We start from the raw sequence: 14,100 nt of genomic DNA, 5'->3' as shown, positions 1-14,100 counted from the left end.
ATCCCGATGTCCGGGCGGTTGTGTTCGAGCAGGAGGATGCCGTCTGGCCCGGCAGTGTGATCTCGGGTGTGTGGAGTGTGCGGCCGGCGGGCGAGACGGAGTGTGTGCTGGGCCTGCGTCAGGAGCGCGGGCTGCTGGTGGCGGCTGCGGACGGTGACGGTGCCGGCCGGGAGGCGGAGGCGGACGTGTACCGCCGGCTGGCCCAGGTGCGGCGGGCGGCCGGGTGGTGGGAGCGGCTGGATGAGTTGCTGCTGTCGTTCGAGGACCGGGTGCGGATCGAGGGTCCCGCGGAGCTGGTCTATGACTTCCTCTACCGGATCGGGGAGTGGCCGGGGCGGGTTCCGCATGTGGAGCGGGCGGGTGTGCGGGAGGACGTGCCGGGGATCCAGGTGGTGTCCCTGGACACCTGTGCCGCGCCGGGCGGGCGGACGGTGAGCACGCGGGCCGTGCGGCTGTGTTTCCCGCACGCCGGGCGGATCGTCTACAAGGAGACGCTCACGCCCGGGCTGATCGCCGCCCACAGCGGCGAGTGGTCGCTGCTGCCGGACGCGTCCGGGGTCACGGTCGTCGCGGCCCACCAGGTGATGCTCCGGGAGGAGGCCGTCGGCCGGGTGCTCGGTGCGGGCACCGGTCTGCTCGAGGCCCGCGACCATGTCCGTGCCTGGCTGTCGCGCGCCAGTACCGAGACGCTGGGCCTGGCCAAGTGGCATGCCGAGAGCACCGTGCGCCGTCTGCGGTGAACAGGTGAACCGGTGAACAGATGACCTGCGATGAACAGCCGACCAGTCGATCAGATGACCAGGTGACCCGATGAACAGGAGGCCGGTCATGGCCGTCACCCAGCCCGCCGCGTCCAGCGCATCCGCCTCTGCCTTTGCTGCCCGGCCGGCCCGGCCGGCGGCCCCGGTCCCGCCGTCCGCGGCTGCTTTCACCGCGCGGCCGCCCGCCGCGGCGTCCGGGCCGGCGGTGCCGTCGGCAGGGCAGGAGGCGGGGAGCGGGGGCGGGGGTGGGGGTGCCGTCCGCCTGGCCGGGCCGGTCCCGGGAGCGCTGGCGCACCGGTATGCCGCGCTGCCGCCGCCGCTTTGGGTGGCGCTCGCCGCGCTGCGGCTGGAGGTACTGCTGGGCGATCCCCGTGACGCGGCCAACCCCTACAGCCTGCCCGCCCTCGCCGCCCCCGTTTCTGCCGGGTCCGCCGCCTCTGCCGGGTCTGCCGCCTCTGCCGCCTCTGCGGGGTCTGCGGGGGTGGGGGTGGGGGAGGGGTGGGCCGGGCGGGCGGGCGTGCTCCTTACGGCGGCCGGTGTGGACCGGGTACGCGCCGCCGACCAGCGGGTACGTGCCCTGCGCCCGCTCCTGCGCCGGGATCTGGCCCTGGGGCATGCCGCGGGCACGTGGGGCGGGCCCGGTTCGCGTGCCCGGGGGCAGGCCGGGGAGTCCTCCCCGGTGTCCTGTGTGGTGCCTGCCGCGCTGCTCGGCCCGGCGGCCCTGGTGGCCGCCGCCGGCAGCGTGCTGCGCCAGGCCGCGCTCACCGTGGCCGGCCGCGGCCGCGGTGAGCCGGCTCTGCGGCAGTGGCAGCCCGTGCTCGCCGCCGCCTTCGCCGACCTGCTGGCCTGCGAGAGCCTGACCTGTGTGGCGCTGCGCAGCCTGGCCGCCCCCGGGTCGGGGCCGGGGCCGGGGGGAGGGGCGGGACTGCTGGGCGCGGTGGCCGGCTACGTGGTGCCGACCGTGCTGGCCGACGTACTGGCGCAGCTGGGACTGGTTCTTGCCGAGTGCGGCCAGGGGCCCGCCGGTACCGGGGGCGGGATGCTTGCGAAACTGACCCGTGACCTTCCCCTGGCCGGGGTGGACGCGGCGGGCGCCGCGTACTGGCAGGCCTGCCTGGCCAGGGCCCTGCCGGCCCTGGCGGCCGAAGAGCCCCGCACCGCGCACCACGGCCCGGTCCCCGCCCCCTTCCGGCTCGCCGACCCGCCCACCCCCGCCGCCGGCGTTGCCGCTGCCGGGGAGCAGGGGGGCAGGTACACCCCGGACGGGCACGAGTCCGGCCGCTTTGCCCCGGGCGGGCATGAGCCGGGCGGGCATGAGCCGGGCGGGCATGAGCTGGGCGGGGACAGTGTGGTGCTGTCCGGTCTGCTGCGCGCCGGTGCCGCCCGTGCGGACGGTGCGGATGGCGGGGACGGCGGGGATTCGGACCGTGCCGCGCTGGGGGCGCTGGCCCGGCGGCTGCTGACCGAGCAGCGCGCGCTGCGCCGGCCGTGCCGCACGGCCGGAGCGGATCCCGGTGCTGTGGCGGCGCGGGCGCTGGCGGACCGGCAGGCCCTGCTGTGGCTGGCCGCCGCCGTGCTCGGTGTCAGGGAGGCCGCCGATGACGGCCGGGGCCTGTTTCTGGGCGGTACGCACTGGGCGCTGCTCGCGCTGTCGGGCATCGCGGGACGGCTGGGCGTGCCGCTGCCCGGACCGGCCCCCGACCCGCGTGCACCCGTCTGGGCGGAACTGGCCGACCGCGTCCGCCGCGGTGTGGACTGCGACGTGTACGCCACCCGGCTGCTGTGGTGAGCGGGCACAGCCCGGCCGACGGCCCGGGCAGCACCACACCCCCCGGGACCGCACCCCCCGGGACCGCACCCCCCGGGACCACACCCCCCGGGACCGCACCCCCCGGGACCGCACCCCCCGGGACCGCACCCCCCGGGACCGCATCTCCCGGGACCGCACCCCCCGGGACCGCATCTCCCGGGACCACACCCCCCGGGACCGCATCTTCGGGGACTGTGTCCCCCGGGACTGTGCCTCCCGGGGCCGGTCCTCCTCCCGGGGCCGTGTCCGCCGGGGCGGGTTCCGGCGGCCGGGGTTTTGGGGGGCCGGGGCGGAACGGGGCGGGGGAGGGCGGGGGAGAGCGGGTGCCCGGCCCGCTGCTGCCCGCACTGCCGTCCGGTCTGGCGCCGGGGACCTCGCCTGTTCCGCTGCCCGGTGCGCCGTCCGGTCCGCCGTCCGGTCCGCTGCCCGGTGTGCCGCGCGGTTGGCCGGCCGGTCTGCCGTCCGGTGTGCCGCCGGGTGTGCCGGCCGGGTGGGGGTCCGGGGGGCTGGCTGGGCTGGCGCCGGGGCCGTTGGTGCACGTGGCGGGGCCGGACGGGCCGTGGGAGCAGGTGCACGACGGGCTTGCCGGGCAGGGCCATGTCCTGGTGCACACCACCTGGGGGCAGTGGCTGGCGGCGGCGCTGCTGGATCCCGGGCTGCGGTCTCTGCTGGGCCGTGACTGGCCGCGTTACCGGCAGACGGCCGCCCCGGCGGGCCGGCTGCGGTTCGCCGTCTCCCGGATGGTCCTCAAGCACACCGCAGCCGCCGCGCTCCAGGTCCCCGCGGACGCCCTCGACCTCGCCTACCGGCCGGGCGGCCGCCCGCATCTGCGCGGCCTGGCCGAGGCCGAGGTGAGCCTGGCCCACACCGACGAGCTGATCGTGGTCGGCATCAGCCGCAGCGGGCCGATCGGGGTGGACGCCGAGCCCGTCACCCGCCGGCCCTCTTTCGAGCTGCTGCACCCCTACGTGTGCACCCCGGACGAGGCCGCGGAGCTCGCCGCGCTGGGCGAGGACGAGCGGGCGCTGCGGCTGCTGCACCTGTGGACCCTCAAGGAGGCTTACACCAAGGCGCTCGGGCACGGTATGCGGCGGCGTTTCTCGGCGGTCGGGTTCCGCCGTGACGAGCAGGGCCGTACGGTCCTGGCCGGCGAGCCGGACGGTGCGGCGCGGTGGGTTCTGGCCACCCATCTCGTCCACGGCCGGTATCTGGTCAGCAGCGCCCGCCGTCCGCCGCGGGAAATCGAGACCGCTTCGCGGCCCGCTCCATACCCGCTCGAGGAAACAGGCCTCCCACCTGCGGCGACGTTAGGCTGGCAGCTGCCGGGCAGCTCCGGCGCACAGCCGACATGACGAGAGGCGGGCGTCGTGAACCACCGTGCAGCCATCCCACCGCACCCGGCCCGGCCCGCCCGGCCCGCCCGGCCCGCCCGGCCCGCCCCTGCCCCCGTGCGGCCTGCCCCTGCCCGGACTGCCCTCGTGCGGCCTGCCCTCGTGCGGCCTGTCTCCGTGCGGGGCGCCGCCGCGGGACGTCCCGGCGGCAGCTTTCGCCGCCGCCCGGCCCGTCGCGGGCCGGGCGCCGCGGCCCGCGTCCACCGCCCGGCCGGCCCGTCCGCCGTCACCCCGCCCGATGCCGTCCCGCCCGCGCCCGCGCCCGCGGCTGCCGCACCCGCAGTGGCCGTGCCCGCCGGGCCTGCCGTGCCCGCCGTGCCTGGCGTGCCTGCTGTGCGTGTCCTGCACACGCCCTCGCCGGTCCTGCCGGCTTTGCCGGCCGTGCTGGTCCTGCTGGTCCTGCTGGTCGGGTAAGGGGTGCGGGGGGCCGGTCCGCCGTGTTGCGGGGGCGGGTCCTGGGGTCCGGGAGGGCGGATGAGCAGCCAGGACGTGCCGCAGGGTGCTGTTCTTGCCGTGGTCCATGAGCCGGTGGCGCTGTCGCCGGGCGGTCCGCTGGTCCTGGAACTGCGCGGCCCGCTGGGCCCGGCGGACGCCGAGACGGTCGCCGCCCGGCTCGCGCAGCGCCACCGTGCCTTCGGTGTCGCGCTGGACAGTCACCGGCCCGGTCACCACACGCTGCGCCTGACCCCGCCCGCCGCGGGCGGGGTCGCCGCGCTGCCCGCGGACCTGCTGGCCGACCTGCTGGCGCCGCCCCCGCCGGGCGGGGAGATCCTCCCGGTCACCGGGCACCAGCAGACCCTGCTGCGCGCCGCCCTCACCCCCGCCGGCACCAGCACCAGCAGCGGCACCGGCCCCACCGGCAGCAGTGGCGGCGGTGACGGTGGTGACGGTGGTGACGGTGGTGGGGTCGAGCAGTTGTACTGGGACTGGTCCGGGCCTTTGGACGTGGCGCGGTTCGCCGCGGCGTGGCAGTCCGTCGTCGACCGGGAGTGTGTGCTGCGGGCCTGTTTCGACTGGGTCGCCGCGCCGCGTCTGGTGCTGCATGCCCGGGCCGAGGCGGACATCGCGGTGTGTTCCCCGGCCGCTGTCACCTGGTCCCAGCTGCTGCGGCGGGACCGGGCGCGGGGGTTCGCGCTGCACCGGCCGGGGCTGCTGCGCCTGACCCTGCTGGGGGCGGAGCCCGGCGGGGGTGCGGGCGCGGCGCCGCCGCGGGTGCTGCTGACCTATCACCCGGCCCTCCTCGACGAGCGGGGTGTGCACCTGCTGCTGCGGGAGTTCTACCGCGCCTACGCCGGCGGCGGTGTCCTGCCGGGCGGGGAACGCCGTCCCGATCTGCGCGACCATGCCCGCTGGCTGGCCGGCCAGGACACCACGGCCGCGCGGCAGTTCTGGGCCCGCGCGGTGCCGCCGCCGCGGGCCGCCACCCGTCCGGGGCGGCCGGGCGGCGCCACCGGGCAGAGCGGGCCCGGTCTGCTGCACACCCGGCTGCGGGCGCCGGAGACCTTCCGGCTGCGTTCCTGGGCCGCGCTGCGCGGCGCCGCCGAGTCCAGCGCGCTGCATGTGGTGTGGGCGCTGCTGCTGTACCGGGCGGCGGGTGTTCCGGGGCCGCTGCCGGTGAGTTTCGGGGTGCAGCTGTCGGGCCGGGACATCGCCCTGCCGGGTGCCGCGGGCATTCCCGGCCTGCTGGACAGCCCGCTGCCGATGACCGTGACCGTCGATCCGGCCGCCCCGCTCGCGGACCTGCTGCACCAGGTCCGCGACACGCTGCTGGACCTGGCCGCCTACCCGTGGGCCTGCACCGAGACGATCCGTGCGTGGGCCCCCCGCCCGCCCGCCGCCGGCCCTGCTGCCGGCCTTGCCCCCGGCCCTGCTGCCGGTCCCGTCCCCGGCCCTGTCGGAGGTTCCGTTGAGGGCCCTGCTGCGGGTGCTGTTGGGGGTGCTGGTGCGGTCTGCGGTGCCGGCAGCACTCTGGTGCGTTTCGACGGCCCGCTGTTGCTGCCGAAGGTCCTGCGCGGCGAACTCGCCGCCCAGGGCGTCCACGCGGACACCCCCCGCAGCGCGGCCGGCGCCACCGGCGGGCCCCTCACCCTCGCCGCCCGGCACGACACCGCGGGCGGTCTGGTCCTGGGCCTGTTCCACGACCGGGCGCAGCTGGCGGACGAGGACGCCGCCGCCCTGCACTCCCAGTGCGTACGCCTGCTGCGCGCGCTGCCCGAGCACCGGCAGGCCGGGGCCAGTGCCGGACAGCTGCTGGACCTGCTGGCCCGGGCCGCGATACCGCGCATGGCCCGGCCCGTGCCGCCCGCGCCGCAGCCCGCCCTGACCGTGCTGCGGCCCGGGCATCCGCACGCGGACGTGATCTGCCTGGTCACCGCCCCGGGCGTGCCGGCGGGCAGCTACGACCTGTTCGTCCGCGGCCACCGCGGCCCGGAGAAGATCGTGGCCGTGCACGGTGACGGCGCGCCGGGCGTGCTGCCGGCCGCGCTGCACCGGGCACCTGGGGCGGGCCGGCGCCTGGTGCTGTGCGGGTGCGGGCCCGGGGGGAGGGCGGCCTACGAACTCGCCCAGCGCACGCCGCACGCTCCCGGCACGGCTTTGGCCGTGGTCATGACCGGCATCGGCGACGCCGCCGCCAGCGCGTCCGCCCTCGCCCGGGGGGTGCGCTCCGTCCTCACCCCGCCCCCCTGAACCCGCCCCGCCCCGGGAACTGCTCCCGCCCAGGCCGGGCGCACGTCCGCTCGCCGTCGCGTATCCGGCAGGCCGGTGGTGGCGCTTTCCCCTTCTTCCGGCGGGCTCGTGCCGCTGCCCGCCGTCCGGCAGGCGGCGCGCGCGAGGAGTTCCCCGCTCACCCGCACGCCGGCCGGGCGCCCGGCGTACAGAGCGCCGCCCTGCGGCCGGTGCCGGGCGCCTGGCCGCCCGCGGAGCTGGGACCGGCCTTGTCTCATCACGGTGTTCAGCTCAGCGGGGCTTTCCCACGCTGCCCTCGTGCGAGCGGGCACGCGGCTGGGCGGAGAAGGCCTCCGTCATGCAGCGCGGCGGCATCCCCGGACTCGCCGCCGGCGGGCGGGACGCCTCGCACCGGCGTCAAGGGGTCTCCGGCTTCCGGCGTGTATCCGGACAGCGAGGCCGGGGCGGTGTTCAGCCGCCCCGCCGAGTCGGGGCCGCCGAGGCAGCTCCGACTGGCCCCGGCGGGAAGGGGTGTCCGGGCGCACCGGGGGGCGAGGCGAAGTGGCTGGCCCCGCCCTGGGCCTTGCGGTGCGACGGTGGCCGTGGACCGGCTCACTTCGACGCCACCCTGACCGGGACCGGAACGCCACCCTGACCGGGACCGGCACCGGGTCCTGGCGCCCGGCCCGCACCGGCGCGGACAGGAGCAACGGGACGAAGCGGCGCAGGGCCACCGGCCGTCAGGGACAGGCCGTCAGGGACAGGAGGTGGTGCGGGCGACGTGGGCGTGGAGCAGACGGGGGGAGGATTCAAAACCGTGGCGGGAGTAGGCCGGGATCGCGCGAGGACTGGAGTGCACGGTGACTCGTTCCAGTCCCAGTTCCCCGGCCCTGGCCAGGACGGCGTCGATGAGCCGGCCGCCCAGGCCGCCGTCACGCTCACCGGGAACCACGTACACGCACTGCAGGTCGCCTGATGCCCGCTGCAGCGCGCGCGGACTGGGCACCCGCTGAAGAACCGCCAGCCAGGCCATTGCGATGATCACCTCATCACGGACCAGGACCATGCAGCGATGCGAGGACGTGTTCTTCCGCGCCCACGTGATGAAGTACTGCACGAACTCTTCCCGCTCGGTGACGGGCACACCTTCGTTTTCGAGGATCCACTGCCATCGGAGCTCGGCCACGGCGTCCAGTTCATGAGGAGCGGCCGGACGGATAGTGATGTTGTTGTCCACCCGCGCATTGTGCTGTGGTCCGGCCGGCAACGTCATCCGCGCGAGGGGCCGCAGCCCTGGGTCATCACCGCGTTGTGCACCTCCGCCGCCCCGGTGAGCCCGGATCAAACCGCCCCCCGGGTCCGCCTCGCGACGCCTGGTCTTCACCAGCCACCCCCGGACCGGGGCCAGTTGGAGCCGCCCGGCGGGGCAGCCGGACGCCGCACCAGCCACCGCGGTGGCCGGGGCCATGCACCGCTCCGGTGCCGTGCACGCCTCCAGTTGTGCGCTCACCCCGGATACCGCGGTGAGCGGTGCCCGCCCCGCCGCCGGCCCGCAGCATCCCTCCCGCCCCTGCCGCGACTCGCCCCCGCCGCGACTCGCCCCTGCCGCGAGTCGCGGTGGGGGCGGGCAGGGGCGGGGGCGGGTTTGTCAGGCCGTGAACAGGTCGTAGGTGGAGCTGTGGCGCGGGCCGGCGAGGACGTCCAGCTGGGGGTCGACGGTCAGGACGGCCTGGTGGAGGCGTTGCAGCTGGGGTGAGGGTTCCACGCCCAGGTCCTCGATCAGCCGCACCCGCAGCCGGCGGTAGACCTCCAGCGCGGAGGCCTGCCGGCCGGAGCGGTAGAGCGCCACCATGGCCTGGGAGTGCAGTCCCTCGTGCTGGGGGTGACGGGCGGTCAGTTCGATGAGCTCGGCGATGAGTTCGGCGTGCCGGCCCAGCCGCAGGTCGGCGTCGATGCGCCGCTCCACGGTGACCAGCCGGCTCTCCTCCAGCCGCACCACCTCGATCTCCAGGACCGGCCCCAGCCGTACGTCGACCAGGGCGGGGCCCTGCCACAGGCCCAGGGCCGCCTTGAAACGGGCGGCGGAGACCTCGTCGTCGCCGCTCTCGAAGGCGGCCTGGCCCTCCCTCGTCAGCCGGTCGTACTGGTGCACGTCGACGCAGTCGGGCGGGATCTGCAGCAGATAGCCGCCGTGCCGGGTGGCCAGCACCTCCTTGGCGCCGCCCGGCGCACCGGGCCCCATCGCGGTGCCCAGCCGCCGGCGCAGCTGCAGGATGTAGGTCTGCAGTGTGGTCAGTGCGCTCTGCGGCGGCTGTGTCGCCCAGATCTCCTCCATGAGGGTCGGGACGGGCATCACCCGCCCGGGATACAACGCCAGCAGCGACAGGATCTGCCGCGGCTTGCCCGCGCTCGGAACGATGGATCCCCCGTTGACCTCGGCACTCAACGGACCCAGAACCTGAATCCTCACGGTCTCCTCCGTATTCCGCATTCCGTATGTCGTCGAGCTCCTTGTCCCGTCCCGCTGTGTTGGCCGGAAACCCGCGCCGCCGCTCACGCTAGCCGCGGCCGTCCCCGTCCAGCGTTTTCCTGGACCCGTTCTCGAGCGGACTTCCAAGTCCGGTGCCGCGTACGGCGTCCGGCGCGCTGGAGAACGTGTGTACGGCCGCTCGGGGAGAACTCCTGGTTCCGCTGTCGCCGCACTCCACACGGCTACCGTCGTCCCCCCTTTCCCGCGCGCAGGCGCGGGGCCGCCCGGATCCGTAATCACCGCCACCGGCGCAGTCAAGACACCATGTCCCCGCCCCCGCCGCATACGCGCCGCACCGCGCGCCGCCCGCGCCGCCGCCCGCCCCCCGCCGCCCCTCCATCCGCCCGGCCGCCCGGGCGGCGGCTGGCCGAAGCATTTCCCCCCGCCCCCGCACACGCCCCCGCCCCGCCCCCGCCCCGCACACGCCCCCGCGCCTGGTCCGCCGCCGTGTGCAGTGCTCTTCGAGCGCAGTGAGAGCGGTTCTTGAGCCCGGTGGCCGACGGTGTCCCCACGACCGAAGGAGGCAGGGGTATGGGCACGCCGGAGCACCACGAGCCCGTCCTGCGCGTGGAGCGCGGGCAGGCCAGCGACGAGGAACTGGCCGCACTGACCGTGGTGCTGCTCGCGCTGCGCGCGGGCGGCGCGTTCCCCCGCCGGGGCAGGCCGGTCAACGGCTCCCGCTGGTGGCGGCCCCGCACCCGCCGGGCCCCGCGCAGCTGGCAGTGACACCCCCCGCACCCTCCGGGCCCGGCGTGGCCAGCGGTTATGCGGAACTCCCCGCCCCAGGAAGGGACCTGACATGGCATTGACTTTCTCCCCCTGTTGAAGGAGGGGGATTCCTACGGCTCGCGCCGTGAGGGTTTCTGCTTCGTTGCCGACTGCCTGTCCGGAGTACTCCGTTGAGGTCTTACGCCAGCTCCACAGACTGTCACCGCCAGCCCGGCGGCCAGAAGGCTGTGCGCCGCGTTCACGTCGCGGTCGTGGGTGATGCCGCAGTCGCACGTCCAGGTGCGGACGTTCAGCGGCATCCTGTCCTGCAGGGTGTTGCAGGCGGAGCACAGCTGGGAGGAGGGGAACCACCGGTCCACGGCGATCACTTCGCGCCCGTACCACGGGGCTTTGTATTCCAGCATGCTCCGGAACTCGCTCCATGCCGCGTCGCTGACGGCGCGGGCGAGCCGGTGGTTTTTGACCATGTGGCGCACGGCCAGGTCCTCGATCACGAGCGTTTGGTTTTCACGGACGAGCCGAGTGGTGATCTGGTGCAGCGTGTCACGGCGCCGGTCAGCGGTCCGGGCGTGGATCTTCGCGGCCTTGAGCCGGGCCTTCCTGCGGTTGGCGCCGTCGCCGCTGGCCTTGCGGGCAAGGTTGCGCTGGGCCTTGGCGAGGCGGGTGCGGTCCCGGCGCTCGTGCCGGGGGTTGGCGATCTTCTCGCCGGTGGAGGTGTACTCCGCACTCCTGCGCGACTTCTTGCGCGACTTGAACCGCGGGTACTTCGCCCGTTTGCCGAAGAAATGGGTGAACGCCGTCTGAAGGTGCCGCAGCGTCTACGGGAGGGGGACCGAGGACACCTCGTTCAGGTAGGCCAGTTCCCCGGTCTTCTTCCACGCCGTCAGCATCGCCGACGTCTGGTGGTAGCTGACCCGCTCCTGACGCGCCCACGCCTCGGTGCGGGCGGCGAGCGCCAGGTTGCAGACCTTCCGCACACACCCGAACGTGCGCGACAGCTCCGCCGCCTGCGCACCTGTCGGACAGAAGCGGTACCGATACGCCCGCTTCACGTGAGTGCTCACCACTCACCAACCATCGCATCAACTAGTGACTCTCTGCGGGAAGTTGGCCGCGAACGGCGATCCGCCCTGGCGGCGGATCGCCGTTCCCCGCCCTGCTCCGCAGGAGTCCGATTCCTCTCCGCCCTGAAGGACGGAGTATCCACGGAGGGAACAGATGACCACCGCCCCCGCCCGCACCCAGGGCCCCGCCCACACTCCCACCCAGGGTCCCGTCTCCGCCCAGGGCCCGGCCCCCGTCACGGGCCCCGCCCCGGCCGGACCGGGTCCGGCCGACATCCGCGGGCGCGTGGCCGAGCTGCACGCGATTCGTGCGGCGGCGCTGCGAGGACCCAGCGAGAAGGCGACCGAGGCGCAGCACGCCAAGGGCAAGCTGACCGCCCGGGAACGCATCGCCCTGCTGCTGGACGACGGCAGTTTCCAGGAGGTCGAGCAGCTGCGCCGGCACCGGGCGACCGGGTTCGGCCTGGAGGCCAGGAAGCCGTACACCGACGGTGTCGTCACCGGCTGGGGCACGGTGGAGGGCCGTACGGTCTTCGTCTACGCGCACGACTTCCGTATCTTCGGCGGCGCGCTGGGCGAGGCGCACGCCACGAAGATCCACAAGATCATGGACATGGCCATCGCGGCCGGCGCGCCGCTGGTCTCCCTCAACGACGGCGCGGGTGCCCGTATCCAGGAGGGTGTGAGCGCGCTCGCCGGCTACGGCGGCATCTTCCAGCGCAACACCAAGGCGTCCGGTGTCATCCCGCAGATCTCGGTGATGCTCGGCCCGTGCGCGGGCGGCGCCGCCTACAGTCCCGCGCTGACGGACTTCGTGTTCATGGTCCGCGAGACCTCGCAGATGTTCATCACCGGCCCCGACGTCGTCAAGGCGGTCACCGGCGAGGAGATCACCCAGAACGGGCTCGGCGGCGCCGACGTCCACGCGGAGACCTCCGGCGTCTGTCACTTCGCCTACGACGACGAGGAGACCTGCCTCGCGGAGGTGCGCTACCTCCTGTCGATGCTCCCGCAGAACAACCGCGAGAACCCCCCGCACACCACCCCCCGCGACCCGGCCGGACGGCGCGGCGAGAGTCTCCTGGACCTGGTCCCCGCGGACGGCAACCGCCCCTACGACATGGCCAGGGTCATCGAGGAGATCGTCGACGACGGCGACTGCCTGGAGGTCCACGAGCGCTGGGCCCGGAACATCATCTGCGCGCTGGCCCGTCTGGACGGCCAGGTGGTGGGCATCGTCGCCAACCAGCCGCAGACCCTGGCCGGCGTGCTGGACATCGAGGCCTCCGAGAAGGCCGCCCGGTTCGTGCAGATGTGCGACGCCTTCAACATCCCGATCGTCACCCTGCTGGACGTGCCCGGGTTCCTGCCCGGGGTTGACCAGGAGCACGGCGGGATCATCCGGCACGGCGCCAAGCTGCTGTACGCGTACTGCAACGCGACCGTGCCGCGGATCTCGCTCATCCTGCGCAAGGCGTACGGAGGTGCCTACATCGTCATGGACTCCCAGTCCATCGGCGCCGACCTCACCTACGCCTGGCCCACCAACGAGATCGCCGTGATGGGCGCGGAAGGCGCGGCAGGCGTCATCTTCCGCCGGCAGATCGCCCAGGCCGCCGACCCCGAGGCCATGCGCGCCCGCATGGTCAAGGAGTACAAGGCCGAACTCATGCACCCCTACTACGCCGCCGAACGCGGCCTGGTCGACGACGTCATCGACCCCGCCGCCACCCGCGAGGTCCTCATCCGCTCCCTGGCCATGCTGCACGCCAAACACGCCGACCTGCCCTCCCGCAAACACGGCAACCCCCCGCAGTAACCCCCGCCCCCGCCCCCCGTCCCGCGCCGCCTCTCCCCGCCCCGGACTTCCCCTTTCCGTCTCTCTGTGCCCCTTCCTGTCCCGGAGCAGACCCGGCGGTCTGCTTTGCGGGCCGTCGGCCGCGGCGGGCGGAGCCGGGTCCCGGCCCCGCCCCGGAGGGCGCGGACCGGGGGATTCCGGCGTCCCGGCGGCCTGTCACCCGTCCGCCGCCGGTCTGCTGCCGGCCCGTCACCCGATAGAAACAGCGCGAACGGTCTAGTATTGACAGACCGGACGTGCTGTTTTGTAATCGTGGGTGCGGCACGGCACACCGACCAGGGGAGACGGCGTGGACATCGACGTACTGGGCGCACTGGCGGTGCGGGAGAACGGGGTGTCCATCACCCCGACCGCGCCGAAACCACGGCAGGTCCTGGCTCTGCTGGCGCTCCACGCCGACCAGGTGGTGCCGGTCGCGGCCCTCGCCGAGGAGCTGTGGGGCGCGGCCCCGCCGCGCAGCGCCCGCACCACGCTGCAGACGTACGTGCTGCAGCTGCGCGAGCTCATCGCGCAGGCGCTGGGGGACGACCGGGCCGCCGCCAAGGACGTCCTGATGACCCTGCCGGGCGGCTATCTGCTCGCCTCCGGCGGCGGCAGCAGCGACGTGCGCGCCTTCGAGCGGCTCGCGGGGGAGGGCTACCGGGCCATGGACCAGGGCGCCTTCGCCGAGGCGGCCCGCACCCTGGGCCGGGCGCTGGCGCTGTGGACCGGGACCGCGTTCGCCGACGTCCAGGCGGGGGCGCAGCTGGCGATGGAGGCCCGGCGGCTGGAGGAGAGCCGGCTGTGCGCGCTGGACCAGCGCATCGAGGCCGACCTGCGGCTGGGCCGCCACCGCGAACTGCTGCCCGAGCTGACCGTGCTGACCAGCCGTTACCGCACCCACGAGAATCTGCACGCGCAGTTCATGCTGGCCCTGCACCGCTCGGGGCGGCGCAGCGAGTCGCTCAGCGTCTACCACCAGCTGCGCGCCACCCTCGACGCGGACCTGGGCCTGGAGCCCTCGCCGCGGCTGCGGCGGCTGCAGCACTCGATCCAGACCGCGGCGCCGGAGGCGGCGCCCGCGCCCGCCCCCGCCGACGGCGCGGGCCCGCCCACACCCGCACGGGTCCGCTGACACGGCGCGGACACGGCGCGGACACGGCGCGGACCCGCGCGGGCCGGCACGGCAGGGCGGCTTTCGCGGGGCGGTGCGCGGGGTGATGCGGTGACGGCGCCGGCGGGCGGCTCATTCTTTGGGCGGAGGGCCGCGGCGGCGGCTGGTTCCCGGGAGCCAGTCACCGCCGGCGGGGA

10 protein-coding genes and 1 pseudogene are annotated in these 14,100 nt (G+C 75.1%); 8 read left to right on the top strand and 3 right to left on the bottom strand.

Features of this window, described 5'->3' with window-relative positions; translation table 11 throughout:
• The 5 genes from AQJ27_RS46010 to AQJ27_RS45995 all read left to right on the top strand — a co-directional run.
• On the top strand, nt 1-740 hold a 740-nt coding region (locus tag AQJ27_RS46010; protein WP_107120731.1), incomplete at its 5' end, for an aromatase/cyclase.
• 88 nt (nt 741-828) lie between these two features.
• A complete protein-coding gene (locus AQJ27_RS46005; RefSeq protein WP_159064589.1) occupies nt 829-2,550 on the top strand; it encodes a hypothetical protein in 1,722 nt (573 codons plus the stop codon).
• 344 nt (nt 2,551-2,894) lie between these two features.
• The gene (locus AQJ27_RS46000) at nt 2,895-3,923 is read left to right on the top strand and encodes a 4'-phosphopantetheinyl transferase family protein (RefSeq protein WP_235614098.1); all 1,029 of its coding nucleotides are present in this window, start codon (nt 2,895-2,897) and stop codon (nt 3,921-3,923) included.
• Between the two features lie 141 nt (nt 3,924-4,064).
• Nucleotides 4,065-4,376: a hypothetical protein gene (locus tag AQJ27_RS56970; protein ID WP_159064588.1), complete on the top strand. Its 312-nt coding sequence runs from the start codon at nt 4,065-4,067 to the stop codon at nt 4,374-4,376.
• 60 nt (nt 4,377-4,436) lie between these two features.
• On the top strand, nt 4,437-6,650 hold the full coding sequence (locus AQJ27_RS45995) for a condensation domain-containing protein (RefSeq protein WP_079065787.1): 2,214 nt from the start codon (nt 4,437-4,439) through the stop codon (nt 6,648-6,650).
• 733 nt (nt 6,651-7,383) lie between these two features.
• Here the strand turns inward: AQJ27_RS45995 and AQJ27_RS45990 are convergent.
• Complete coding sequence (locus tag AQJ27_RS45990; RefSeq protein WP_235614097.1) at nt 7,384-7,866, bottom strand: GNAT family N-acetyltransferase; 483 nt, start codon at nt 7,864-7,866, stop codon at nt 7,384-7,386.
• 411 nt (nt 7,867-8,277) lie between these two features.
• Nucleotides 8,278-9,099 carry an AfsR/SARP family transcriptional regulator gene (locus tag AQJ27_RS45985; RefSeq protein ID WP_054231258.1) on the bottom strand — a complete coding sequence of 274 codons (822 nt, stop codon included), beginning with the start codon at nt 9,097-9,099 and terminating at the stop codon, nt 8,278-8,280.
• Nucleotides 9,100-9,690: 591 nt separating this feature from the next.
• Here AQJ27_RS45985 and AQJ27_RS45980 point away from each other — a divergent pair.
• Nucleotides 9,691-9,885 (top strand): acyl-CoA carboxylase subunit epsilon, encoded by a 195-nt coding sequence (locus AQJ27_RS45980; protein WP_067383529.1) that lies wholly within the window; start codon nt 9,691-9,693, stop codon nt 9,883-9,885.
• Nucleotides 9,886-9,998: 113 nt separating this feature from the next.
• Here the strand turns inward: AQJ27_RS45980 and AQJ27_RS45975 are convergent.
• A pseudogene (locus AQJ27_RS45975) lies at nt 9,999-10,955 on the bottom strand (RNA-guided endonuclease TnpB family protein).
• Between the two features lie 151 nt (nt 10,956-11,106).
• On the opposite strand from AQJ27_RS45975, the gene AQJ27_RS45970 reads away from it, so the two are divergent.
• Entirely contained in the window at nt 11,107-12,771 is a 1,665-nt protein-coding gene (locus tag AQJ27_RS45970; protein ID WP_235613930.1) for an acyl-CoA carboxylase subunit beta, read from the top strand.
• A 328-nt stretch (nt 12,772-13,099) separates the two neighbouring features.
• Complete coding sequence (locus AQJ27_RS45965) at nt 13,100-13,924, top strand: AfsR/SARP family transcriptional regulator (protein ID WP_067383527.1); 825 nt, start codon at nt 13,100-13,102, stop codon at nt 13,922-13,924.
• Nucleotides 13,925-14,100 lie beyond the last annotated feature (176 nt).

The sequence above is a fragment of the Streptomyces olivochromogenes genome, from assembly GCF_001514115.1.
GTDB lineage: Bacteria > Actinomycetota > Actinomycetes > Streptomycetales > Streptomycetaceae > Streptomyces > Streptomyces olivochromogenes.
This window is presented reverse-complemented; position numbering and strand designations above follow the sequence as displayed.